We start from the raw sequence: 24,167 nt of genomic DNA on the forward strand, positions 1-24,167 counted from the left end.
GGATTGCCGATCAGCGCGCGGCGGAGCAGTACGTGATCGATGAGTACAACAAGCTGAAAGCCCGCCTGCGCGAAAGCGCGATGGGTTAAGGTTCGGCGGCCATACCAACCCTCCCCCGGTAGCGCTTACGCTTACCGGGGCTACCGACCGACTACCGAACCGTAGCCCGGATAAGGCGCTGTGCGCCGCTATCCGGGAACCCTCCCCGGTGGCGCTTACGCTTACCGGGGCTACCAACCGACTACCGAACCGTAGCCCGGATAAGGCGCCATGCGCCGCCATCCGGGAACCCTCCCCGGTAGCGCTTACGCTTACCGGGGCTACCAACCGACTACCGAACCGTAGCCCGGATAAGGCGCCATGTGCCGCTATCCGGGTATTCACCCCGCTAATTCCCGCCATTTTCTTCTTTTCCGTCGCCCTTTATACTGCGGGGGTCTTCCTTACTGATAATAAAAAAATGAAATACCTCTATTTACTGCTGGCGCTGACAAGCTTCGCCGCAGACGCTGCGGATCCGGGCAGCCAATACCAACAGCAGGCCGAAGCCGGCGACCCGCGCGCGCAGTTTTATCTGGCGGATACCTGGGTTAGCTCCGGCAACTACCAACAGGCCGAATACTGGGCGCAGAAAGCGGCGGCGCAGGGCGATGGCGACGCAATGGCGCTGCTGGCTCAGCTTAAAATCCGTAACCCGCAGCAGGCCGACTATCAACAGGCGCGACAGCTAGCGGAAAAATCCGTGCAGGCCGGCAGCAAGGCCGGCGAGATTATCCTCGCCCGGGTGCTGGTCAATCAGCAGGCCGGACCCACCGATTATGCGCACGCCATCAGACTGCTGCAGGATGCGGCCAAAGATGAAGAGAGCGACTCCGCCGTCGATGCGCAGATGCTGCTGGGGCTTATCTACGCTAGCGGCGTGCTGCCGCCGGAAGATGACCTCAAGGCCGCGCAGTACTTCAAAGGCAGCTCGGCGCTTTCACGCACCGGCTATGCCGAATACTGGGCAGGGATGATGTTCCAGCAGGGAGAGAAAGGTTTTATCGAACCAAACCCGCAAAAAGCGCTGCACTGGCTTAACGTCAGCTGTCAGGAGGGGTTTGATACCGGATGTGAAGAGTTCGACAGGATAACCAAAGGCTAAAAAAAGCCCGGCGCGAATGGCCGGGCTCTGACATCTTATTGGGCGGTTTTATCAAACTTGCCCAGCACTTCGCGTTCATACGCCAGCGCTTTCTTACGGTCAAACTTGTGTTCCCACTTGGCGATAACCAGCACCGCCAGCGCGTTGCCGACCACGTTCAGCGCGGTACGCGCCATATCGAGGATACGGTCGACGCCGGCAATAAACGCCAGCCCTTCCAGCGGGATCCCCACGCTACCCAGGGTCGCCAGCAGCACCACGAAGGAGACGCCCGGTACGCCCGCGATGCCTTTTGAGGTCACCATCAGCGTCAGCACGAGAGTGATTTCCTGCCACAGGGAGAGGTCGATACCGTACAGCTGGGCGATGAAGATCGCCGCGATGCTTTGATATAGCGTCGAACCATCGAGGTTAAAGGAGTAGCCGGTCGGCACCACAAAACTAGTGATTGAGGCCGGCGCGCCGTAGGCTTCCATTTTCTCAATGATACGCGGCAGTACGCTCTCGGAGCTCGCGGTGGAGTAAGCCAGAATCAGCTCGTCTTTGAGGATACGAATCAGGCTCCAGATGCTCAGCCCACATACCCGCGCCACGATACCCAGCACCACCAGCGCGAAGAACAGAATCGCGAAGTAAACCAGGATAACCAGCTTAGCCAGCGGCCACAGCGAAGCGAAGCCGAAGGTGGCGACGGTCACCGAGATCAGGGCAAAGACCCCGACCGGCGCATAGCGCATTACCATGTGCGTCACTTTAAACATGGTTTCGGAGATAGAGCGGAACACGGTCACCAGCGGCTCGCGGTGAGTAGACGGCAGGGAAGAAAGCCCCAGGCCGAACAGCACCGAGAAGAAGATAATCGGCAACATATCGCCTTTCGCCATCGAGGCGACGATGTTGGTCGGCACCAGCGACAGGATGGTTCCCATCAGGCCATGCGCGTGACTCTGCACTTCCGCGGTGGTGTTCTGATATTTCGAGATATCGACCGCCGCCAGCTGCGACATATCAATGCCGCTGCCCGGCTGGAAGACGTTCGCCAGGGTGATCCCCAGAACAATCGCCACCGTGGTGATCACTTCAAAATAGATGATGGTCTTGGCGCCGATGCGGCCCAGTTGCTTAGCGTCGCCTACGCCCGCAATGCCCACCACCAGCGTCGAGATGACAATCGGGACGACAATCATTTTAATCAGGTGGATAAAGATATCGCCCGCCGGGGTCAGGAGGTTTGAGATTAACCAATCACGGCTTTCGGCGTGGTAATGCAGGTAGCTGCCCAGAAGTATGCCAAGCACCAGGGCTAGCAAAATCTGCCAGGCCAGGCTGACTTTTGTTTTTTTCATCACTACTGACTTCCTCAATGAAAGGCACCATTCCGGGAGGTAATGGCACCCACTGAAAGGGGTATGAATTGTGTTGCGTTGCTTTATGGGGTTATTTAACGCGCAATATCAGTATCATTTGCACGGCATGCTGCGCAAGCCTTTAAGAACAGCGCTTTCCTCTGGTTTTCTGCATAAATCCGCCCATTTCAGCGCATTACATTGCATAAGTATTTGTTATAAAAAATATTTAACACATTCAGTTTCTATAAATACAGCAAATGAATTATTTCATTTCAAAGTTTCATTTGATTGAATTTCATTCAGTTTAATCAATGCGTGATCTGCCCCCCAAATAGTAAACAAAGCTCATAAAGCCCCTATTCTTAACGGTTATTTGACATATATTTAACAAGTTAAAGGAGAAAAAAAGCCATGAGCCAAATACATAAACACCCTATTCCCGCAGAGATTGCGGAACATTGCCTGATGAATCCGCAACAGTACCAGGTGAACTACCAACAATCCATCACCAACCCAGATGCCTTCTGGGGCGAGCAGGGCAAAATCCTCGACTGGATTAAGCCCTATACGCAGGTAAAAAATACCTCTTTCGCGCCGGGAAACATCTCCATCAAATGGTATGAAGATGGCACTCTGAACCTCGCGGCCAACTGTCTCGACCGCCACCTGCACGAGCGCGGCGACCAGACCGCGATCATCTGGGAAGGCGACGACGCCAGCCAGAGTAAAAACATCACTTATCGCCAGCTCCATCGCGATGTTTGCCGTTTTGCCAACGTATTGCTCGATCTGGGCATTAAAAAAGGCGATGTCGTTGCTATCTATATGCCGATGGTGCCGGAAGCCGCCGTGGCCATGCTGGCCTGCGCGCGCATCGGCGCCATCCACTCGGTAATCTTCGGCGGCTTTTCGCCGGAAGCGGTTGCCGGACGCATTATCGACTCCAGCGCTCGCCTGGTGATCACCTCTGACGAAGGATTACGCGCCGGTCGCGCCATCCCGCTGAAGAAAAACGTCGACGATGCGCTGAAAAATCCGCACGTCACCAGCATCGAGCACGTGGTGGTCCTCAAGCGCACCGGCGGCAAAATCGACTGGCAGGAAGGTCGCGATCTGTGGTGGAGCGATCTGATTGAAAAAGCGGATGACCAGCATGAAGCGGTGGAAATGAACGCTGAAGACCCGCTCTTTATCCTCTATACCTCCGGCTCGACCGGCAAGCCGAAAGGCGTACTGCACACCACCGGCGGCTATCTGGTATATGCCGCAACCACCTTCAAATACGTCTTTGATTATCATCCGGGCGATATCTACTGGTGCACCGCCGATGTGGGCTGGGTCACCGGTCACAGCTACCTGCTGTACGGCCCGCTGGCCTGCGGCGCCACCACGCTAATGTTCGAAGGCGTACCAAACTGGCCGACCCCGGCGCGCATGTGCCAGGTGGTGGACAAACATCAGGTCAATATTCTCTACACCGCGCCGACGGCGATCCGCGCGCTGATGGCGGAAGGCGACAAAGCTATCGAAGGTACCGATCGTTCCTCACTGCGCATTCTCGGCTCGGTCGGCGAGCCGATTAACCCGGAAGCCTGGGAGTGGTACTGGAAGAAGATCGGCAACGAGAAGTGCCCGGTGATGGACACCTGGTGGCAGACAGAAACCGGCGGCTTCATGATTACCCCGCTGCCGGGCGCCACCGAACTGAAAGCCGGTTCCGCCACGCGTCCATTCTTTGGCGTCCAGCCGGTACTGGTGGACAACGAAGGGACGCCGCTGGAAGGCGCGACCGAGGGCAATCTGGCGATCGCCGACTCCTGGCCTGGCCAGGCGCGTACCCTGTTTGGCGATCATGAGCGCTTCGAGCAGACCTATTTCTCAACCTTTAAAAATATGTACTTTAGCGGCGACGGCGCCCGTCGCGACGAAGATGGTTACTACTGGATCACCGGTCGCGTCGATGACGTACTGAACGTCTCCGGCCACCGTCTGGGCACCGCGGAAATTGAATCCGCGCTGGTCTCGCATCCGAAAATCGCCGAAGCGGCGGTGGTTGGTATTCCGCATAACATCAAAGGCCAGGCCATCTACGCTTACGTGACGCTGAATCACGGCGAAGAGCCGACGCCGGAGCTGTATGCCGAAGTGCGTAACTGGGTGCGCAAAGAGATTGGCCCGCTGGCGACGCCGGATGTACTGCACTGGACCGACTCGTTGCCGAAAACCCGCTCCGGCAAAATCATGCGCCGAATTCTGCGTAAGATTGCCGCTGGCGATACCAGTAATCTCGGGGATACCTCGACGCTGGCCGATCCGGGCGTAGTGGACAAACTGCTCGAAGAGAAGCAGGCCATTGCGATGCCTTCTTAACACGATACCTACCCCCCTCTCCCTCTCTGGAGGGAGAGGTTAAAAACATAAACTCCCCCCAAGGATTCTGTTCAGCAGGAAAGCGGTAAACCAGCGGCTACTCGACGTAATAACGTCGGGCGGGTCACTGTTGCCGACGGATAGCCGATGGATGACATAAGGGTTACCTCTGGAGACGCTAAGATGAATGAACAAATTTGTCAGCGGATAGAAAATAGTGCGCATTTCAGGGAGTTAGTTGCATCACGGCAACGGTTTGCCGCCATTCTGTCAGTCATTATGTTGGTCATTTACGTAGGCTTTATTTTGCTTATCGCCTTCGCGCCCGGCTGGCTTGGGACGCCGCTGCATGAAGGCACCAGCGTTACCCGCGGCATCCCTATTGGTATCGGCGTCATTATCATCTCCTTCGTTCTGACCGGCATTTACGTCTGGCGGGCAAACGGCGAATACGACAAGTTGACCAAAAGCGTGATTAGCGAGGTGCAAGCATCATGAAAAAAGTCCTGACGGCGCTTGCCGCCACGCTCCCTTTCGCGGCCAACGCCGCCGATGCCATTACCGGCGCGGTGCAGCGGCAGCCGACCAACTGGCAGGCGATTATCATGTTCGTGATTTTCGTCGCCCTGACGCTGTATATCACTTACTGGGCGTCAAAACGCGTGCGTTCGCGCAGCGATTACTACACCGCGGGCGGTAATATCACCGGTTTCCAGAACGGTCTGGCGATCGCCGGCGACTTTATGTCCGCGGCCTCGTTCCTCGGCATTTCCGCGCTGGTATACACTTCCGGCTACGACGGTTTGATCTACTCGCTCGGCTTCCTCGTCGGCTGGCCGATTATCCTGTTCCTGATCGCCGAACGCCTGCGTAACCTCGGTCGCTACACCTTTGCCGACGTAGCGTCTTATCGCCTGAAGCAGGGGCCGATTCGCACTCTCTCCGCCTGCGGTTCGCTGGTGGTGGTGGCGCTGTATCTGATTGCGCAGATGGTTGGCGCCGGCAAACTCATCCAGTTGCTGTTCGGCCTCAACTACCACGTTGCGGTGGTGCTGGTCGGCGTGCTGATGGTGTTGTACGTGCTGTTTGGCGGCATGCTCGCCACCACCTGGGTGCAGATTATCAAAGCGGTTCTGCTGTTGTTCGGCGCCAGCTTTATGGCCTTTATGGTGATGAAGCACGTCGGTTTCAGCTTCAATAATCTGTTCACTGAAGCGATGGCGGTGCACCCGAAAGGGGCGGCGATCATGAGCCCCGGCGGGCTGGTGAAAGACCCGATATCGGCGCTATCGCTCGGCCTCGGCTTGATGTTCGGTACCGCGGGCCTGCCGCACATCCTGATGCGTTTCTTCACCGTCAGCGACGCCAAAGAAGCACGTAAGAGCGTGTTCTACGCTACCGGTTTTATGGGTTACTTCTATATCTTGACCTTTATCATCGGCTTCGGGGCGATCATGCTGGTGGGGGCGAATCCGGCGTTTAAAGATGCGGCCGGACAGCTCATCGGCGGCAACAACATGGCGGCGGTGCATCTGGCGGATGCCGTCGGCGGTAACCTGTTCCTCGGCTTTATCTCAGCCGTAGCTTTCGCCACGATTCTGGCGGTGGTCGCCGGGCTGACGCTGGCGGGGGCATCGGCGGTCTCTCACGATCTTTACGCTAACGTGTTCCGCAAAGGCGCGACCGAACGTCAGGAGCTGAAGGTATCGAAAATTACCGTGCTGATCCTCGGCGTGGTAGCGATTCTGCTGGGGATTTTGTTCGAAAACCAGAATATTGCCTTCATGGTCGGCCTGGCGTTCTCTATCGCCGCCAGCTGTAACTTCCCGATTATCCTGCTGTCGATGTACTGGTCGAAGCTGACCACCCGCGGCGCGATGATCGGCGGCTGGCTCGGCCTGCTGACCGCGGTGATTTTAATGATCCTTGGCCCGACCATTTGGGTGCAGATCCTCGGTCACGAGAAAGCCATCTTCCCATACGAATACCCGGCGCTGTTCTCCATCGCCATCGCGTTCATCGGCATCTGGCTATTCTCGATTACCGATAACTCCGCAGAAGGGATGCGCGAGCGCGAGCAGTTCCGCGCCCAGTTTATCCGTTCACAAACCGGTATCGGTATCGAACGCGGCCAGGCGCACTAATGGTATCGGCCTCTTCCTCGCGCTGAGGAAGAGGCTATATTTTAGTTATAGGTAAAGGTTATCACCCCGCTCGCATTTGCCGATCCCGCCGTCACCGTCTCCGCTGTTTTGTAATAATTGGTGGTAAACATGAGCGACTGCATAGCATATGCGCCGCCGGGGAAATCAGGATTGGTAAAAACGGTATAGCCGGCATCCGCGCCGTTATTGGTCACCGTCGTGCGGCTTGAATAATATAAGCTGATATCCGTATTCAGCGGCAGCGCATTGTCCTTCAGATTAAGCTGTACGCCAACGCCGGTGGCAGCATTACCATCCGCTGTTAAGGCCATCACCGTATGGTTCGGGTTATCGCCGCTCGCTTCCGCGGCCGTCACCCGCATTACAACGTTAGTCCCCGGCTCACAGGAGAGCGTCACCGATTGAGTTGCAGAGCCAGCTTTCCCCGCGGAATTGAATGCCGAAGCGCTTACCGTCCCCATCGCGAAATTCAATCCTGAGCTACTGACCATGCAACCCATCGGGGTGAGTTGAATAGTCGTGGTGCCGCTAATATGCAGCTGGGAAATTACGATAGTACCTGAACTGTCTTTCGCAGAGACCGTCGCCACCGGATCGTTCAACGACAATTTACTATTTGTCGCTATTGGGCCGCCGGTCGCCACCAGCTGTAGCTGGTAAGCCGGTGAGTAATTGGTTGAAGCATAATAATCCAGTACGCCGGAAGGTTTGCCAAGGTAGTAATTAACATCACCAATAAAATGCTGCTGATAATCGCTATTGAAATCACCGCTATCGCCATTATATTCGCCGGTAACGTTTAACCAAACTTTGACTCTCAACCCTACGCCTTGTAACGAGGTGGTATAGATATTATCGCCGATTAAATTTTCTGTGTTATTTGATGCCCACTGAAAGTTAGCATATATATCACCTTGACAGTTGAGTAGCGCGGCCTGCGAACGAGTTATCTTACCTGAGTCATATAATACTGTTCCGGCCGAGTAATTTCCGGCACTAAGTAAAATCTTCTCAGGCAAATTAGTCATCGATACATCGCCAGAATTCACCCCCTCACAAGCCCAACTCAACACAGGGAAAATCAGCAGTAACATTAATATATATTTACTCATACCATTCCTTGTACATCGAATTATTTATAGATGACATCAAAGGTTGCGGTAAATCCCACAATGCCAGCGCTAATTTTTCCGTAAGGTGAATACATTCTGGCGATCATGTTAAATGTATGAGAGCCAGCACTATCATCAAACGTATAAACATACCGATCGTTCGGCCCTAATGGCTGGTTATCCGCCTGGCTAAGCAGTTGCATTCCGACACCGCTGGCCCCATCACTACCGGTTTGATAGTTTTTATAAATTGAAGCATTGGCATCATCAAAATAGGAGCCACTGAAGGATAAGGTGACCGTAGAGGTTCCCGCGGAGCAGTTGCTAAACTCAAGCTTGACCGGCGTGCTTTCCCCACTGGATCCTGCTTTACCGGTTAACGTTTGATACGACACCGTGCCTAAATCAATGGTGGCAGAGGGTTTTATTGCAACGTCACAGGATGGTTCCTCAATATTGCCAGAAACGTTAAAATTGATCGTGCTTGAATCCTCATAGGCCAATGCTGGCGTCGAAATAACAAAAAGCGCACAGATTAAATAGCCAAATAAACAGATTAAGATACCGCCGATACATTTAACATCACCCATATTCAAACCTCATTCCTTTGAGCAACCATTTAAGTTAATGACACAGTGCTTGATAGAAAATAATCTCCTGATTTTTTCCCTTCACGGTCAAATCATAATCTGCACGGCATTGTTCATTGCGCCCCTCGCCCCATTTCGCCAGCATAGTTCCTTTTTGCTGAAGACCCGTCATATAAACCTGCCCGTCATCGCCAACGATATTGCTGCGAATATCCTGGCGCCGTTGTGGTTGTTTTTCTAAAGTCACAATAGCGCCAAATGGCGCGACGCCGGTCGCCGTCTTTAACGTGACCATGGCCTTTGCTCCAATATAGGTATCGTATTGCACCCTGACTATCGCGTTACGCGTCGGTACCACGTTTCTCACCACATTATCAACCTCCGCACCCGCAATCCGTTGTTCATCCAATGACAGGCTATTGACATGATATGGCCGAATATATGGCACGATAGCGTAACCTGAGGAATCGGTTGTGACATTGGTTTGTCCGCGGACCGCCACATCGCTCACACCGGGTGTTTCAATCAGGGCGGAACTCTCACCGAGGAATCGGGAAAAGGTGAGTCCGCCCGCATGGGCGATCATGCCTCCGCGTAATGAATAGTTATAGTGATTGCTATAATGGTCATAGCCGTAGCCGGCGGAAATATCCCCTTTGGAACTCTGATAATCCACACCAATATTTCCGGAAGTGCTTTTATTACTGGCGTTATAACCTTGCTGAACATTCCAGTTAAGCGATCGATCCGCCAGCATCATGCCGTTCAATCCTACGCTGTGGGTGGTGTCGCTTGCACGGCCAGAACTCATGCTGTAATTAGACGAGAGCCTTTCGCCTATCGGTATAGACAGCGTTAACGACACAATAGTATCGCTGCCAGGTTTCGTCTCTCCATGACTTTCACTACTTTGTACGTTACGGTTATATGAATAGTTAATGAAATAAGAAACTTTTCCCAGCGAACCGCTATAGCCAATGCCCAATGAATCCATTCGCGAACTATCCCAGTAAGTTTCATTCACTAAGGAAAGCGACAGAGAACCATACCCAAACAGCGATTGCGATATTGAGGCATCAAAGCGCCCTTTTTTCCGACCAGTTAATGTACAACAATCCTGGTCATTTGAGGTCTTATCGATAAAATCCTGAAAGGAATAATATCCCGCAGTAGAATAGCGATAACCAGCCACCGAAAAATTAGTTCCCGTCTGCAAAAAGCTTTTACTAAAACGCAGGCGTAAGGATTGTCCCTTTTTTTGCGATAACGTAGAGCGGGATTCGTTTTGCTTAATATTGGCCAATGATTGAGAAGCATCAAACGACAACGCACCAATGCTTCCTAAGTTAAAACCAGAACCCATTAATATATTAGTATATTTATCTTCAGCCTGCTGTAGCCCCGAATATAACGTAATATTACTTGAAACGCCGTATGCCACCGTCGACTGGACAAAATTATATTCTTTATCACCGGAACTGGAGGCACGCGTTTTTCCGCTACTAAAGGCATAGTCCAACTGCCCCTCGCGTTGCAAAATAGCCAACGAGGCATAAGGCACAACAAAATTTTGCTCGCTACCGTCGGACTCTTTAATATTAACGTTGAGATCGCCGGCACTCCCGGTTGAATAAAGATCCTTAATCTCGAAAGCCCCAGGAGCAACCGTTGTTTTATAGATACTGTAGCCATTCTGATAAACGGTGACTTCGGCGGTGGTGCGCGCGATACCTTTAATCGTTGGCGCGAAGCCGTGAAGACTGTCCGGCAGCATTTCCTCATCCGAGCTCAACTGCAGGCCAGTAAAATTTATGCTGTCATAAATACCCGACGAGGTATAGGTATTACCCAGAATGAATTGGCTTTTCAGGATATGGATATCGCGCGCCAGATAGCTATACACCGATTGCCAGTGACTACCGTCATCGCCGTGATCAAACGTACTATAGTTGCGAAGACGCCACGGTCCCAGATTTATACCAGGCTGCAAACTCGCAAACTGGCTTTCGGTAGCGCTACCGCCATGCCGCGGCGTATTCCATTGCCCCGACAAACTATAGTTAAGCAACCCCGCGTTGATTCCTTGTTGCCACTGCTCCTCCGGAACATAGTCTCCATGGCGATTGAGCAGCGCCGCCTGGGGCACGGAAAGTACCAGGCGCTGCTGCGACAACGACACTGAGTATTCAAGACCAGGGATCGCTGACAGAGAGGCGCACTGCGTTGCCATATCCGCAAGCTGCGGATAGCGCGCGGTATTAATTGACCATGATTTTAGCAGTCCAACGCCAATGCAGGGTTGAACCCTGGTCTCTTGTTTATCCGTGTTTTCTTTAAATTCAATCACCTCGGTAGATATATATTTATCATTAATATAAATATCCAGATTATAGCTACCGGGTGGAATCGTATCCTGAGATAACCAGGATAAGTCCACGGCGGTAGCGCTACTTTCAGTCACTTCCAGTAAATGCGGGTTGAAGTATTCTCCGGCCTGCGCGCCAGAACTTAGGGTAGTGGCGTATAGCAAGAATGCTGCTCCGATATACCCTGGAGTATGAAATAGAGTAACGCTACTGTATGATTGCGGAATACTTTTTCCCTGCCATACCATAATCATTAATCACGCTCCATGTGATTTCTTTGTTCCTCGCAGAGGATAAAACATCTTTTGCCGGTATCTTTAACGTAGAAAATGGTGCCGCGAACCATATTCCAGATACATTCTTACCGTTAATCTTTATTTGTGAAAAATTCATATATAACGGTGAATTATTTGTTACGCTATAAAAGTTGCTATTGTGACTCCATTGTAATTTAGCAGCATAATTTTCTGGGATTTGTCCCTGCAGCTCTTTGGGACGATAAATAAGTTTAATTTTAGAATTAATAGCGAACTGCACCGTGTTCTTATCTGGCACATTATCCATTGCGGGTATGCCTTTAACATTTAGCCAAAGCATGGACTCCCGACTGGTTGGTAATGGCTTCCCTGAACGCACTATCCGGACAAAACCTTTCTCACCAGAATTTAAACGAAATAGCGGTGGTGTTATAATAAATGAGTCTTTTTCAGGTGATGAAGTATCAACGACAGAAAGCCAGGACTGGACAATATTAGTGGTATTATCTTTATTATCAACAGCCACTACCGTACTCTCTTTGGCACCATCAAATATCACCCGAGTCGCGCCGACCACTACGCTCGCTTGCACATTCGAAAGGGTTAGCAATAAGCTAATAAAAAATAAACGATATCTCATATACCCATAATAAAGGGGAATCTACATACCGCTCCCCTTTCTCCATATAAAATTAATTAATAGTAAGTCACGTTATAAGTCACGGTCGTTTTTACTGCCCCTTTCGTTGGATCAGAAGCGCCTGACTTGACCATTTTCACGGTAAATGGAATAGTCGCAGCCCCTGATGAAATATCCACATCGGCGCCTTCTTCATTATTTTTCAGCAAATTACCTGCGTTATCAAAGATGGCGACCGCTACGCCAGAAGCTGCAGAAGTTGAGGCCTGGTTTTTGAAGTAATCACTGTTCGCAGCATCTGCCTCGCCACCGAAGGTAACGCGGGCGATAGCGTTGCCCCCCTCTTCAGTGCCAGGACAGTTAGCCAGGGAAAATGAAAAATTCTTCGCAGCACCATAGGTATTCGCTTTCAAATCCGCCACTGAAGTGGTTCCCATTTCGATAGACGTCACCCCACCATCAATTGTTGCGGTACAGGTGGTATCAGAAACGGTACCGTTGAAAGTAATCGTATTCGATGCAGCTTGCGCATAGGTCGACAGCATGCAGGAGGCAGAAATTGCCAGCGCGCTGAACACATATTTCTTACTGATTTTCATATGAATTCCCATATCCATTGTAAACGACAATCAATCCGTCAATTGCTTGATGCAGGTATATTAAAGAATGGAATTCAAAATTAGCGCCGTCAGATTTTTATAAAAACAACATGCAATATTTTATAAATAATTTAAAATTGACCAGGTAATCGCTTATTGAATCCATTCAATAATAGCATCCCGCATAAAAATAATATCTTGAGAAAAATATTTTTCAATAAGTATTGCTAACATCATCCATTAGAATGAATTAATCACCTATTATAAAAACAAACCAAATACACATATTATCAGCATGTTATGCATTCATATAATTCACAGCACAAATTAATAATTGTTTAATCATTATTAAATTCATTAAATAATCCGTCATTTAGAAATATATTTTTACAAATTAAATAACATAAGATCTTTCCAAACAGCATTCAACAAAAACATCCCACAATGAAATTAAGAATATAACCTAAACACATTTCATACTAATTAAGATAAATAGCCTATGGATACGTAATATTTTACCGGGGTGAACTCAGCAGTCTTACCCGTTGTCCTTTGAGGTAAGACTGCGGAATCTTAAAATATCGCCCAACGAACTAGCGGCGCCGCCAGCACCATGACTACGCCGGAAAGCATCATCACCAGGCTGGCGACCACGCCCTCCTGCTGGCCCAGTTCATAGGAGCGGGCTGTTCCGGCGCCGTGCGACGCCGCGCCGAACCCCGCCCCTTTAGCCATACCGGCGCGGATTGACAGGCGTAAGAACAGCACATCGCCAATCGCCATACCAAATACCCCGGTGACCACCACAAAAAGCGCTACCAGGTCAGGCTGGCCACCGAGCGGTTTCGCCGCCGCCAGCGCAAACGGCGTGGTCACCGAGCGTACCGCCAGGCTACGCTGAATTTCGTCAGGCAGAGTGAAGAGACGCGCCAGCCAAACGGAAGTGGTAACGGCGACCACCGACGCCGTCACCACTCCCGCGGTCAACGACATCCAGTGACGCTTAATAATCGCCAGGTTGTCATAGACCGGTACGGCGAAGGCGATGGTGGCCGGCCCCAATAACCACAATAGCCAGTGCGACTCGCCCATATAGCTCTGATAGGAGATATGACCAAAGACGAGGATCAGCACCAACAGTACCGGCGTCAGCACCAGCGGCATCAACGGCAGTTTATGGAAGCGGCGATAGAGACGCTTATTGGCGAAATAGAGCCCGAGGGTGACCGCCAGGCACAGCATGCTCAGGGTAAAATCACTCATTTTTCAGCCTGCTCACTTCGTAGCGATACACCTTATCCACTACCCACGCCGTGGCGCCCAGTACCATAGTGGTGCTTAACGCGATGACGAGGAAGATACGCCAGCCGTCCACCATCAGCAGTTGCGCATAGTTAACGACGGCAACCACCGCCGGGACGAAAAACAGCAGCATTTCCGCCAGTAGCCAGCGCGCGCCTGCGCGCACCCAGTTGAGCGGTATCACCCGGCAGACGATAAGCATCAGCAGCATCAACATGCCGACAAGATTGGCAGGAAGCGGGAGATGTAGCCAATTCACCAGATATTCAGCGCAGACAAACAACCCGGCATAGAGCAGTACCTGAACCGGTACCTGAAGACGTTGCATCACGAAAGGCGCAACACGTGCTGGCGCGAAGGCCATGAGCGGAATTCCCTAAAAATAAGTCAGGGGTGCAGTATAGAGAGCCGCCCTTGCGGACAGAAATGAATTAAAATCATCACAGGTATAGTCTCAGGGAATAATCATGGATATACGTACGTTGCGGTATTTTGTCGAAGTCGTCCGCCAGCAAAGCTTTACCCGCGCGGCGGAGAAGCTCTTCGTCACGCAACCCACCATCAGCAAGATGCTCAAAAATCTGGAAGATGAGCTCAACTGCACCCTGCTTATCCGTGATGGCCGCAAGCTGTTATTAACCGATACCGGCCGGGTAGTCTTCGAACGCGGGCAGGCGATACTCGGCGAATTCAGCCAGTTAAAAGCCGAACTCAGCGATATTAACCATCTGAATAAAGGCGTACTGCGCCTGGGGATCCCGCCGATGGTCGGCATGTTGATGGCTGAGCCCATCAGCCGCTTTCGCCTGCGTTATCCCGGCGTGGAGCTGAAAATTTCCGAGTTCGGCGGCTTAACGGTACAGCAGGCGGTCAGCAACGGCGAACTCGATCTGGCAATGACCGCGCTACCGGTCGATGAGGCCAGCGGCCTGACCACGCTGTCACTCTTTAGCCACCCGCTCTGCGTCCTCGTGCCGAAGACAGCGCAGTGGCAGGATATCACCTCGATCTCGCCGCAAAAGCTGGCGCAGCATCCATTGGTTATCTACAACGAAGATTTCGCCCTCAGCCAACAGCTGATGCGCCTGTTTGCCGAGCGTGATGTCAAGCCGCGTATCGCCGTGCGCAGCGGTCAGTGGGATTTTCTGGCGGCAATGGTGCAGGCGGGCATTGGCGTGGCGATTTTGCCGGAGCCGATTTGCCAGCGTCTTGATGCCGAGGATTTTTATTGGATCCCGCTGGAGAGCGAATTACGTTGGGAATTAGGGATGATCTGGCGGGAAGGGGTGTATATGTCGCGCAGCGCCGAGGCGTGGCTGGAATGCAGTAAAGCGTTCTGGCTGGAGTAACTCCCCGGTCGCGCTAACGCTTACCGGGGCTACATATAGGCTGTCGATACTGTTATCGGTTGGCAACTTTTTAAGGGTTTTTCCCGGACGCGGCGCGTTGCGCCTTCTCCGGGCTACCAAATCGCATCGTGCTGTAGCCCCGGTAAGCGGCAGCGCCACCGGGGGATTTTGAGATCGCCAACACCAGTAGTGTCAGCCAGCATAGTGAATAAATTAAAGGCAGGCCGCACGGACCGTAGATACTGTTATCGGCTGGCAACTTTTTAAGGATTTTTCCCGGACGCGGCGCGTTGCGCCTTCTCCGGGCTACCAAATCGCGCAGTGCTGTAGCCCCGGTAAGCGTTAGCGCCACCGGGGGATTTTGAGATCGCCAGCACCAGTAGTGTCAGCCAGCATAGTGAATAAATTAAAGGCAGGTCGCACGGACCGTAGGTCGGGTAAGGCGTTAGCCGCCACCCGACAAAAAACGGCGCCGCGAGTAGCCCCGATAAGCGTCGCGCTTACCGGGACTTAAGGTTACTGATCTTCGATTAACAGCGCTTCTAACAGGTCGAGATCGTGCAGCAGCTTCTGCAACGTCTCGTTGCTAATTTGCCGCGTCGCGCGCAGGTGGTACAGCTCACCGCGTTCCGAACGTAGCGCCGCCAGACGGAAACGGCGCTCAAGGCTCTCTTCCAGCATCGAGGTTTCGACATCGTTACGCCCATCCACACGGCGACGCAGGTTACCGATGACGCGCGAACTCACCTCGGTCAGCAGCTGGTTGTCGATATTCTCTTTGGTATCCGCCGCCAGGCGTTCTTCCATTTTCTGAATCGCGACAATCGCCACATCCGCCGTCGCGGCGCGCGCCAGACGCTCTTCTTTGCGCTGCTGTACGTGGTCGGTGGACTCAATACGCCGCAGCAGAATCGGCAACGCGATCACCCCGACGAACAGGGAGAAAAGAATCACCCCGGCGGCAAGGAAAATAAGCTCGTAACGCGCCGGGAAGACGTTACCGTCCGGTAAGAGTAGCGGAATCGACAGCACACCGGCGAGGGTAATCGCCCCGCGCACCCCGGCGACGGAGGAGATCAGCAGCTCGCGAGTGGTCCAGGAGCCAAACTCCATCGGTTTCTTCTTCAGGAAGCGCTGGCTAAGCTTACGCATCGTCCACAGCCAGCCGAAACGCACCAGCATCAGCGCAGCGTAAATCAGCACGATATCGGTGAACAGCATCCAGGTTTCAACGTTCGGATCGGCTTCCGCCGCCACCAGCGAGCTCGACAGGATATCCGGCAGCTGCAGGCCCAACAGCAGGAACACCATGCCGTTAAACACGAACTCCAGCATGGCCCAGGTACTGTTGGCGCGCAGGCGCATAGCCAGCGGCGCGGTACGCATCACCCCGGAACGAGTGATGGTCATACCCGCGGCCACCGCCGCCAGGATCCCCGAGAAACCGATATGTTCGGCAATCAGGTAGGAAGCGAACGGCAGCAGGAACAGCAGCACAATTTGCGTTGCCGGTTCATCGCCGCCCCAGCGGCTGAGGAAACGCATTGAGCGGCCATACAGCCAGCTGACCACGAAACCGGCCAGGATGCCGCCAATCGCCACCTTCAGGAACTCAACGGTGGCGCCGCCAATGGTGAACACCATCGTGCCCATCGCCACGGCAACGGCAAATTTTAACGACACCAGGCCAGAAGCGTCGTTCATCAGCGCTTCACCCTGCAGGATGCCCATGATTTTCTTCGGTATCCGCCCTTCGCCGACAATACCGGACAGCGCCACGGCATCGGTCGGCGACAGCACCGCCGCAAGGGCGAATGCCGGAACCAGCGGGATCCCCGGCACAATCCAGTAAATCAGGAAGCCGATACCGACCACGGTGACCACCACCAGCGCCAGCGCCAGGCCGAAGATTTCCCGGCCGTGCTCGATAAACTCGCGGGTCGGCGTTTTCCAGCCATCGGCAAACAGCAGCGGCGGGATAAACAGAACGAGGAAGAGTTCAGGGTCGAACTCAACGTGCAAACCAAAGGTCGGCCAGGCCAACAGCGCGCCGATGGCGATTTGCATTAACGGTAGTGGGACCTGAAAGGGCAGTACACGTGTAACCACCCCTGAGAGAGAGACCACGAGGGTCATGATGAGTATGGTGAAGAATATTTCCATGTGTTCCCTGTTTGCTGCGTTTTCTTTTTTTACATCTGAGGCGTCATGTCTCGAAATGATACGCTACTCAGATTAACGCAAAAGGAAACAGGATGTGGCTTAAAAATTAAACGGGCGGCCAAAGCCGCCCGTCGTTAGCAGGAAAAGTTAAATCGCCCATCCGCCGGCGTAGAAGATGACCAGCGCCGCCGCGATGATCACGGTGCCCGCATTGAGCTTGCGCCATTCGCCGGATACCACGCGGCCAATCACCAGCGATGCAAAACCGATCATGATGCCGGTCACGATGTTGCAGGTCAGCACGATGAACACCGCGGTAATCAGCCCCGCCATCGCATCAACGAAGTCATTGAAGTCGATTTTCGCCACGTTGCTCAGCATCAGCAGGCCAACGTACATTAGCGCTGGCGCGGTCGCGTAGGCCGGTACCAGATAGGAGAGCGGAGAAAGGAACAGGATCAGCAGGAACAGCACGCCAACGGTGACTGCCGTCAGGCCAGTTTTACCGCCCGCCGCCGTACCGGCTGCCGATTCGATATACACCGCCGCAGGGGCTGCGCCCACCACGCCGGAGAACACGCTGCTCAGGGAGTCGGTAGTCAGCGCTTTGCCGCCGTTGATGATCTGCCCGTCTTTATCCAGCAGGTTAGCCTGGCCGGCCACCGCGCGAATGGTACCGGTGGCGTCGAATACCGCAGTCATGACCAGCGCCAGCACGCTTGGCAGCACCACCGGGTTCAGCGCGCCGATGATATCAAGGCTGCCAATCAGCGAATTGCCTTTATCGTCGCTCAACGACGGCATGGCGAAAATCCCGGAGAAATGGACATTCGGATCGAAAATCAGGCCGATAATGGAAATACCGATGATGGTCAGCAGAATGCCGCCCGGCACTTTCAGTTTTTCCAGACCGATAATGACCGCCAGGCCAATCAGCGACATCATCACCGGGAAGCTATCGAAATTGCCCAGCGCAACCGGCAGGCCGTCCAGCGGGTTTTTAATTACCAGACCGACGCCGTTGGCGGCGATCAGCAGCAGGAACAGGCCGATACCGATGCCGGTGCCGTGCGCCACACCCTGCGGCAGGTTGCGCAGGATCCAGCTACGAATACCGGTAGCGGAGATAATGGTGAACAATACCCCCATCAGGAACACGGCGCCTAATGCCACCGGAATACTAATGTGCTGCCCCAGCACCAGGCTAAAAGCGGTAAACGCGGTCAGCGAAATCGCGCAGCCGATAGCCAGCGGCAGGTTAGCCCACAGGCCCATCACTAATGAACCGACGCCCGCCACCAGGCAGGTCGAGACGAACACCGCCGCAGGCGGAAAGCCAGCTTTACCTAACATTCCCGGCACCACGATGACGGAGTACACCATCGCCAGGAAGGTCGTTAATCCGGCAACAATTTCCTGACGTACGGAGCTGCCGCGAGCTGAAATTTTAAACCAGGCGTCTAAAGAACCACCGGTACGCGCTGAAGGCGTAGACATAGAAAACTTCCCCTGAAAATTTTGATCGTTCGCTTGCATGCGTGATGGACCGTCCACTGCCAGTTAAACGCCATCTCCTTGTGCTGTTTCCCGGCGCCAGGAGGGAGGCTGAGAAAAAGCAAACGTTTAACTCCGCGCATACAATGCGGTATATGGAATGTCTTTGCTCCCCCTGTCGGCAGGGGAAAAAACGAGCAAAGTAAAAAGGCAAACGATTATCCTGTCTTTAGCTGGCCCTTTTCAACTGAAGTTTGTCGTATTTTGCCAAATTTCGCCGCCAAAGCTCAGGAAATAGACAAACGATGCGCAAACGTTATCGTCAGTGCGCAATGCATTAACATTTTTATATGTTTTAATCCTCTTTCTGGCGTATTAACCGCCAGGCAGGGTAAATGGCCCACCGCGCTCAATAGCGTTAATCCACCCCGGACGTGACTCCACCTGCTGCTGCCAACGCCGGGTGTGCGGCAGGTCTTGAATGCCGCCGCGCGCCAGTAAGGCCATCACCGGGAAGCTCATCTGAATATCCGCCATGCTCAGCGTGCCGCCGGCAAACCACGGCTGACGAGCCAGATGCTGTTCAATATATGCCGCATGGGTCGCCAACTGTCTATCCAGCCACGCTTTTTGTACCCCTTTGCCCAACGCCCCGCCCAGGGTGCGCATACCAAGCGGCACCGGCGGCTTGCCGAGGCTGGCGAAGATAAGCTTCATCAACAGCAATGGCATTAACGATCCCTCGGCATAATGGAGCCAGAAGCGATATTGCAGTTTATCTTCCCTCCCCTGCGGCCTCAGCTGCTGGGCGCTATCGTAGGTTTCCTGCAGATATTCCAGAATCGCGCCGGACTCTGCCAGCACCACCCCCTGATCCTCAAGCACCGGCGATTTACCCAACGGGTGAATTTTTTTCAGTTCCGCTGGCGCCTGCATGTTTTTTTCACGCTGATAGCAGACGACCTGATAAGACAATTGCAGTTCTTCCAACGCCCACAGCACGCGCTGCGAGCGGGATTGGTTGAGGTGATGGACCGTCAACATGGCGCTCTCCTGTTGTTCGTTCAAATTAACTATAGAAACAGGCGACCAATGACGGAAAAATTTCGGCAACGCCAACAGGCAAAATCATCAGGCTGTGCCACAATTACATTGTCGACGCAATCCGGAACCTCCTTCAACACATTGCGCAATACCTGAGGGGAGTCGACGTCGGGGGAAACCCTCCCGTGAGCCAGCGGGATAATGCGAAAGACAAAGACCGGAAAACAACTAAAGCGCCCTGTTGTGGCGCTTTAGTTTTTTGCAGGTATCACGATTAATCCTCTTCCAGCAGGCGTGCGCCGGTTCCCTCTTCACCCAACTTATCCCCAGGGTTGCGTAATGGACAATCGCGGCGCGATAAACAGCCGCAGCCGATGCAGCCGTCGAGCTGGTCACGTAGCGCGGTCAGAGTGTGGATACGCCGGTCCAACTCCTCCCGCCATTGCGACGACAGCTGTTTCCACTCTTTGGCGCTCAGATTATGCCCTTCCGGCAAGACGCCGAATGCCTCGCCGATGGTCGCCAGCGGAATACCAATACGTTGCGCAATCTTGATGATCGCCACTGCTCGCAGCACATCACGGCGATATCGCCGCTGATTGCCCGCGTTGCGCTGGCTGCGGATAAGCCCTTTGCTTTCATAAAAGTGTAGCGCCGAGACGGCGACGCCGGTTCGTTTCGCCACCTCCCCAGGGGAGAGCAGCATTTTGATGCGTGCTGGTTTATTTTCCATAAAGCTCTTTACCTCAAGTTAACTTGAGGAATTATACTCGCCGACAGACAAAACGACGAATCGAGAATTGAGAGAGGCCGCTTTATGTCCCATCAGGATATTATCCAAACGCTTATTGAATGGATTGATGAACATATCGATCAACCACTTAACATTGATGTAGTCGCTAAAAAATCGGGATACTCGAAATGGTATCTGCAGCGAATGTTCCGTACCGTTACCCACCAGACGCTGGGTGATTACATTCGCCAGCGCCGGCTACTGCTCGCCGCTGAAGCGCTGAGAACCACGCAACGTCCTATTTTTGATATTGCGATGGACTTGGGATACGTCTCGCAGCAGACGTTCTCGCGGGTATTCCGCCGGGAGTTCGATCGCACTCCCAGCGATTACCGTCATCAGATTTCCGCCTGACGACCGTCGTGCGGCGTACGCAGTAAGATCGGGGACTTGGCGAGCCACTGCATAAACTCCTGTGGCGGCATAGCCCTGGCAAAATGCCATCCCTGACAAAACTGCACGCCGCGCTTAAGCAACCAATCCACCTGATCCAGCGTTTCTACCCCTTCGGCGATGGTTTTTAAACGCAGGCTACGCGCCATATCGATGATATGCTCGGCAATCAGATGGCTGGTACTGTTGGTGGTCAGCGTATCGATAAAGGATTTATCAATCTTCAGAATATCGACATTGAGCGAATAGAGGTTATGCAGGTTGGAATAACCGGTACCGAAATCATCAATGGCTATTTCGTAGCCCGCTTCGCGGAAGGCCTGAATCACCGGTGTGGTTTTCGGCACATCGATAAATCCTCTTTCGGTGACTTCAATTTTAATTTGCTTCACGCAAACCGCATAGCTGCGGGCCTTCTCAGTGATCTGCGCAATTAATCGCGCGGAGTGGAAGTCCGAAGCCGAAAGATTAATCGCGATATAGAGCTGTGGATGTCTGGCCAGATATTCGCCAAGATCGTTGAACAACTCGTCGACCACATAATCCGTCACCTGAGCAATCATGCCTGAGTTTTCCGCCAACGGAATAAACTCCGCCGGGCTCATCACCGGACCGTCAAACCCCGGCCAGCGTAACAGCGCCTCAGCGCCGACGCAGCGGTTATTCTTGATGTCGATAATAGGTTGGTAATGCAGGCACAGTTGCCGGTGGCTTAACGCTCGCTGCAGTTTATTGCGCGGTGAATGATACTGCTGACGGCTTCGCGACCAGACCATCAGAATCAAAATGCTGCAAATAATGCCTAACGGCAGGGTCAAGGTAATCTGGTCGTAGAGGCTGGCATAATAGCTGGCGCGCGAGGTGGACATGATGACCGCAATCGGCCGAATCGACGAATGGGCGACGGTATAAACCCGGCCATCCTGATTGAAAAAAGCGTCTTCGTGGCGAATAAGACGATGTAATTCCCTGGCATCAACGTTTTTACTCACGGAGAAAAACATGTTCGTTTTGGTGTCGAAGACACCGTAAGCTAAATCTTTATCGCTGGAAATAACCGAACTATAAGAGAGAGGGTTAACCACCACGGCATAATGCCCGCGCTGCATATAATTCATATCATAGCCGGGATAAAACGGCGTATCACGATAGTAGTAAATGGAGACGTCGGGCTTTCGAGTATAATTCGCGGCAGCTATTCTCCAGCCCTCTTCGGGATGGACCGCGGTGGAACAGAGGAAAGTGTTACCGCTCGCATAAATCAGGTCATCAACATACAGTAGCCCGCGCACGATATTTAACATGTACTGCTGATGCTGCGGGGAACACATTGCCCCGGTAAAGTGCATGGCTTTTTCGCGCGCCTGCTCGGATTCATGAATGACCATTTCCGTTTTTTGCAGCGCCAGCTGCGAAAACGATTGCAGTCTATCTGAGATTTCTTCCCGGGCTCTGATTTGCGCAAACCACAACGCCAACACCACCGGCAGCACAACCACCAGTATGATGAAGAATATTCTTAACGCCTTATGCGGCGCGTTACGACTCATTTCCGCTTTTTATCCATGCGATACGCCTCAATCACGGTATAAGGACAAAAACCAGGCATTACCGACTGTTATAAAAAACAGCGAATTTCAGCAACGAACACGTTTATGTAAAAACCTCACACCTAATAATGATGAATCATACTTACTTATAGATGGATCGAGAAACATTCTCGTAATAATTAAGACACTAGCCACTTACTAATTCGGTTTCTCCGTACAATTACTCGTAATAAGTAACAAAACCCGTTGAACAATTATCGGCAGTCCAGGCCCAGTCCTTAACGGTGTCGAAAAACAGACACCAGACATGCTGGCGCGCATTCCGCCGCCATTAACCCTATTAATAACGTGGTTTAAAATGTCAAAAAAGGTCATTTTTTGTCTGGCGAATAAATCAGCAAATGTGATATAGTTCACACAAGTTGATGAAACAAAATCGTCGTTTCATCACTCCCTGAAGTGCCCGCCGATAGCCAGAGCGTCTCATTATTGATAATCGCGCCAGGTTGTCTAAGGCTCCCGACTTTCTTTGAGAGATAGGATAAGTTAATGGCTTCCATTACTACCAGTGTCGTACTTTTGCGCTGGCCCCTGGTGAGCGCGGTATTGATGTTCCTGGCCAGTTCGCTGAATATTCAATTACGTAAAAGCGACTATGCCGGCTTAGCGATTATTTGTAGCTGCCTGGGCCTGGCTGCCGCCTGTTGGTTTGCTACCGGCTTGTTAGGAATCACCATGGTGGATGTTGCTAAAATCTGGGGCAACATTAAAGATGTCATGGTTGAAGTCATGAGCCAGACGCCGCCAGAATGGCCAATGATGATGACCTGATAAAAAAGCTTCCTGCGGGAAGCTTTTTTATTTTCAGCAACAGCGATGCTCTTCCCGGCCCCTGCTAATATTGTTCGCATAACATCGGTCGTAGACGCTCGTTTGGGCAGCGCTTAACCGCACAATACGATTGATAAAGACAAGATTCCTGCTCCGCGACCTCGAAATTGTACGGGCAGGTTGGCCGCTCTCTTAAGGTTTCCCACTGTTTATCGTCGTAACGCGTGATGTTATAAATTTTTAATGAATGATATCGATCATTAATTAAAACTTTAGATGAATAAAGTTTCATGGTTTCGCCGGGAATTAATAAAAGCTCAGCCTCATACCAGATAATAAACTTGAGAAACCGCAGCCCAGATATTGACGAAAAGGCAACGCCAGTATGCGGGCAGATAAGGGTGTTAAGAATCGTCCATTTCATCTTCCATCCTTGTAAGTAAAATCTGAGAGAGAATTTAGTGATAGCACTCCAGGCCGTTATCTGCAAGGCAGGTTATTAATAGTGTGATATAGACCAACCCTGACACACATCGGCCATACCACTCTTGAAGTAAGCTAATCCGGGCATTCTACGAATTATGTATTAATACTAAAAAAACATAACCATGCAAAGGTTATAAATAACCTTACAATATATTTTAAATAGCAGACAA

The 24,167-nt window shown here is 52.4% G+C and carries 21 protein-coding genes and 1 pseudogene; 8 read left to right on the forward strand and 14 right to left on the reverse strand.

All coding sequences use genetic code 11. The features are described from left to right. Window positions 1-89, forward strand: a pseudogene (locus tag PGS10_RS25155) (formate dehydrogenase); the annotation flags it as partial. A gap of 371 nt (window positions 90-460) precedes the next feature. Then, window positions 461-1,144, forward strand: a complete 684-nt coding sequence (locus PGS10_RS23770) for a tetratricopeptide repeat protein (RefSeq protein ID WP_026612428.1) — start codon at window positions 461-463, stop codon at window positions 1,142-1,144. Window positions 1,145-1,179: 35 nt separating this feature from the next. Here the strand turns inward: PGS10_RS23770 and gltP are convergent, their stop codons facing one another. After that, window positions 1,180-2,490, reverse strand: a complete 1,311-nt coding sequence (gltP, locus tag PGS10_RS23775; protein WP_316423581.1) for a glutamate/aspartate:proton symporter GltP — start codon at window positions 2,488-2,490, stop codon at window positions 1,180-1,182. 414 nt (window positions 2,491-2,904) lie between these two features. Here gltP and acs point away from each other — a divergent pair, with 414 nt between their 5' ends. From acs to actP, 3 genes are all read left to right on the forward strand, one after another. Further along, window positions 2,905-4,863 (forward strand): acetate--CoA ligase, encoded by a 1,959-nt coding sequence (gene acs, locus PGS10_RS23780; RefSeq protein ID WP_015704069.1) that lies wholly within the window; start codon window positions 2,905-2,907, stop codon window positions 4,861-4,863. Window positions 4,864-5,046: 183 nt separating this feature from the next. Further along, window positions 5,047-5,361, forward strand: a complete 315-nt coding sequence (locus PGS10_RS23785) for a DUF485 domain-containing protein (protein ID WP_045398145.1) — start codon at window positions 5,047-5,049, stop codon at window positions 5,359-5,361. Beyond that, the gene (gene actP, locus PGS10_RS23790) at window positions 5,358-7,007 is read left to right on the forward strand and encodes a cation/acetate symporter ActP (protein WP_047078461.1); all 1,650 of its coding nucleotides are present in this window, start codon (window positions 5,358-5,360) and stop codon (window positions 7,005-7,007) included. Before PGS10_RS23785 ends, actP begins: the two co-directional genes overlap by 4 nt. Before the next feature lie 41 nt (window positions 7,008-7,048). On the opposite strand, the gene PGS10_RS23795 is transcribed toward actP, so the two are convergent. The 7 genes from PGS10_RS23795 to PGS10_RS23825 form a co-directional block, all read right to left on the reverse strand. Further along, complete coding sequence (locus PGS10_RS23795; protein ID WP_316423582.1) at window positions 7,049-8,140, reverse strand: type 1 fimbrial protein; 1,092 nt, start codon at window positions 8,138-8,140, stop codon at window positions 7,049-7,051. 20 nt (window positions 8,141-8,160) lie between these two features. Then, window positions 8,161-8,730 carry a fimbrial protein gene (locus PGS10_RS23800; RefSeq protein WP_316423592.1) on the reverse strand — a complete coding sequence of 190 codons (570 nt, stop codon included), beginning with the start codon at window positions 8,728-8,730 and terminating at the stop codon, window positions 8,161-8,163. Window positions 8,731-8,764: 34 nt separating this feature from the next. After that, window positions 8,765-11,350, reverse strand: coding sequence for a fimbria/pilus outer membrane usher protein (locus tag PGS10_RS23805; RefSeq protein WP_316423583.1), 2,586 nt, complete (start codon window positions 11,348-11,350; stop codon window positions 8,765-8,767). After that, complete coding sequence (locus PGS10_RS23810; protein ID WP_316423584.1) at window positions 11,304-11,993, reverse strand: fimbrial assembly chaperone; 690 nt, start codon at window positions 11,991-11,993, stop codon at window positions 11,304-11,306. The genes PGS10_RS23805 and PGS10_RS23810 overlap by 47 nt, the downstream gene beginning before the upstream one ends. Before the next feature lie 56 nt (window positions 11,994-12,049). Beyond that, window positions 12,050-12,610 (reverse strand): fimbrial protein, encoded by a 561-nt coding sequence (locus PGS10_RS23815; protein WP_316423585.1) that lies wholly within the window; start codon window positions 12,608-12,610, stop codon window positions 12,050-12,052. 555 nt (window positions 12,611-13,165) lie between these two features. Next, window positions 13,166-13,855, reverse strand: coding sequence for an LrgB family protein (locus PGS10_RS23820; protein WP_047047331.1), 690 nt, complete (start codon window positions 13,853-13,855; stop codon window positions 13,166-13,168). Further along, the gene (locus tag PGS10_RS23825) at window positions 13,848-14,258 is read right to left on the reverse strand and encodes a CidA/LrgA family protein (protein ID WP_045398169.1); all 411 of its coding nucleotides are present in this window, start codon (window positions 14,256-14,258) and stop codon (window positions 13,848-13,850) included. Before PGS10_RS23825 ends, PGS10_RS23820 begins: the two co-directional genes overlap by 8 nt. Before the next feature lie 103 nt (window positions 14,259-14,361). Here PGS10_RS23825 and PGS10_RS23830 point away from each other — a divergent pair, with 103 nt between their 5' ends. After that, a complete protein-coding gene (locus PGS10_RS23830) occupies window positions 14,362-15,243 on the forward strand; it encodes a LysR family transcriptional regulator (protein WP_316423586.1) in 882 nt (293 codons plus the stop codon). A 516-nt stretch (window positions 15,244-15,759) separates the two neighbouring features. Here the strand turns inward: PGS10_RS23830 and PGS10_RS23835 are convergent. The 4 genes from PGS10_RS23835 to soxR all read right to left on the reverse strand — a co-directional run bounded on the left by PGS10_RS23835 (window position 15,760) and on the right by soxR (window position 20,677). Beyond that, window positions 15,760-17,406, reverse strand: coding sequence for a Na+/H+ antiporter (locus tag PGS10_RS23835; RefSeq protein WP_015368729.1), 1,647 nt, complete (start codon window positions 17,404-17,406; stop codon window positions 15,760-15,762). A 147-nt stretch (window positions 17,407-17,553) separates the two neighbouring features. Continuing rightward, window positions 17,554-18,903, reverse strand: a complete 1,350-nt coding sequence (locus tag PGS10_RS23840) for an NCS2 family permease (RefSeq protein WP_015704058.1) — start codon at window positions 18,901-18,903, stop codon at window positions 17,554-17,556. A gap of 372 nt (window positions 18,904-19,275) precedes the next feature. Next, window positions 19,276-19,944 (reverse strand): glutathione S-transferase family protein, encoded by a 669-nt coding sequence (locus tag PGS10_RS23845; protein ID WP_047045876.1) that lies wholly within the window; start codon window positions 19,942-19,944, stop codon window positions 19,276-19,278. Window positions 19,945-20,218: 274 nt separating this feature from the next. Further along, the gene (soxR, locus tag PGS10_RS23850) at window positions 20,219-20,677 is read right to left on the reverse strand and encodes a redox-sensitive transcriptional activator SoxR (RefSeq protein WP_045396728.1); all 459 of its coding nucleotides are present in this window, start codon (window positions 20,675-20,677) and stop codon (window positions 20,219-20,221) included. An 84-nt stretch (window positions 20,678-20,761) separates the two neighbouring features. Between soxR and soxS the strand changes: the two genes are divergently transcribed. Further along, window positions 20,762-21,091: a superoxide response transcriptional regulator SoxS gene (gene soxS / locus PGS10_RS23855; RefSeq protein WP_015368734.1), complete on the forward strand. Its 330-nt coding sequence runs from the start codon at window positions 20,762-20,764 to the stop codon at window positions 21,089-21,091. On the opposite strand, the gene PGS10_RS23860 is transcribed toward soxS, so the two are convergent. Next, the gene (locus PGS10_RS23860) at window positions 21,076-22,680 is read right to left on the reverse strand and encodes an EAL domain-containing protein (RefSeq protein WP_047045874.1); all 1,605 of its coding nucleotides are present in this window, start codon (window positions 22,678-22,680) and stop codon (window positions 21,076-21,078) included. The two genes, soxS and PGS10_RS23860, sit on opposite strands and share 16 nt — an antisense overlap. A gap of 549 nt (window positions 22,681-23,229) precedes the next feature. Between PGS10_RS23860 and PGS10_RS23865 the strand changes: the two genes are divergently transcribed. Next, window positions 23,230-23,511 carry a YjcB family protein gene (locus PGS10_RS23865; RefSeq protein ID WP_015704055.1) on the forward strand — a complete coding sequence of 94 codons (282 nt, stop codon included), beginning with the start codon at window positions 23,230-23,232 and terminating at the stop codon, window positions 23,509-23,511. 64 nt (window positions 23,512-23,575) lie between these two features. Here PGS10_RS23865 and iraM read toward each other — a convergent pair whose 3' ends face one another. Continuing rightward, window positions 23,576-23,935, reverse strand: a complete 360-nt coding sequence (gene iraM, locus PGS10_RS23870; RefSeq protein ID WP_045396734.1) for an anti-adapter protein IraM — start codon at window positions 23,933-23,935, stop codon at window positions 23,576-23,578. Window positions 23,936-24,167: the final 232 nt, after the last annotated feature.

Source organism: Klebsiella sp. 141153 (assembly GCF_032601995.1).
GTDB lineage: Bacteria > Pseudomonadota > Gammaproteobacteria > Enterobacterales > Enterobacteriaceae > Klebsiella > Klebsiella aerogenes.

Bases quoted from the DNA above. Each gene is read 5' to 3' on its own strand.
- PGS10_RS23770 (WP_026612428.1), top strand. From the start codon at position 461: ATGAAATACCTCTATTTACTGCTGGCGCTGACAAGCTTCGCCGCAGAC.
- gltP (WP_316423581.1), bottom strand. From the start codon at position 2,490: ATGAAAAAAACAAAAGTCAGCCTGGCCTGGCAGATTTTGCTAGCCCTG.
- acs (WP_015704069.1), top strand. From the start codon at position 2,905: ATGAGCCAAATACATAAACACCCTATTCCCGCAGAGATTGCGGAACAT.
- PGS10_RS23785 (WP_045398145.1), top strand. From the start codon at position 5,047: ATGAATGAACAAATTTGTCAGCGGATAGAAAATAGTGCGCATTTCAGG.
- actP (WP_047078461.1), top strand. From the start codon at position 5,358: ATGAAAAAAGTCCTGACGGCGCTTGCCGCCACGCTCCCTTTCGCGGCC.
- PGS10_RS23795 (WP_316423582.1), bottom strand. From the start codon at position 8,140: ATGAGTAAATATATATTAATGTTACTGCTGATTTTCCCTGTGTTGAGT.
- PGS10_RS23800 (WP_316423592.1), bottom strand. From the start codon at position 8,730: ATGGGTGATGTTAAATGTATCGGCGGTATCTTAATCTGTTTATTTGGC.
- PGS10_RS23805 (WP_316423583.1), bottom strand. From the start codon at position 11,350: ATGATTATGGTATGGCAGGGAAAAAGTATTCCGCAATCATACAGTAGC.
- PGS10_RS23810 (WP_316423584.1), bottom strand. From the start codon at position 11,993: ATGAGATATCGTTTATTTTTTATTAGCTTATTGCTAACCCTTTCGAAT.
- PGS10_RS23815 (WP_316423585.1), bottom strand. From the start codon at position 12,610: ATGGATATGGGAATTCATATGAAAATCAGTAAGAAATATGTGTTCAGC.
- PGS10_RS23820 (WP_047047331.1), bottom strand. From the start codon at position 13,855: ATGAGTGATTTTACCCTGAGCATGCTGTGCCTGGCGGTCACCCTCGGG.
- PGS10_RS23825 (WP_045398169.1), bottom strand. From the start codon at position 14,258: ATGGCCTTCGCGCCAGCACGTGTTGCGCCTTTCGTGATGCAACGTCTT.
- PGS10_RS23830 (WP_316423586.1), top strand. From the start codon at position 14,362: ATGGATATACGTACGTTGCGGTATTTTGTCGAAGTCGTCCGCCAGCAA.
- PGS10_RS23835 (WP_015368729.1), bottom strand. From the start codon at position 17,406: ATGGAAATATTCTTCACCATACTCATCATGACCCTCGTGGTCTCTCTC.
- PGS10_RS23840 (WP_015704058.1), bottom strand. From the start codon at position 18,903: ATGTCTACGCCTTCAGCGCGTACCGGTGGTTCTTTAGACGCCTGGTTT.
- PGS10_RS23845 (WP_047045876.1), bottom strand. From the start codon at position 19,944: ATGTTGACGGTCCATCACCTCAACCAATCCCGCTCGCAGCGCGTGCTG.
- soxR (WP_045396728.1), bottom strand. From the start codon at position 20,677: ATGGAAAATAAACCAGCACGCATCAAAATGCTGCTCTCCCCTGGGGAG.
- soxS (WP_015368734.1), top strand. From the start codon at position 20,762: ATGTCCCATCAGGATATTATCCAAACGCTTATTGAATGGATTGATGAA.
- PGS10_RS23860 (WP_047045874.1), bottom strand. From the start codon at position 22,680: ATGAGTCGTAACGCGCCGCATAAGGCGTTAAGAATATTCTTCATCATA.
- PGS10_RS23865 (WP_015704055.1), top strand. From the start codon at position 23,230: ATGGCTTCCATTACTACCAGTGTCGTACTTTTGCGCTGGCCCCTGGTG.
- iraM (WP_045396734.1), bottom strand. From the start codon at position 23,935: ATGAAATGGACGATTCTTAACACCCTTATCTGCCCGCATACTGGCGTT.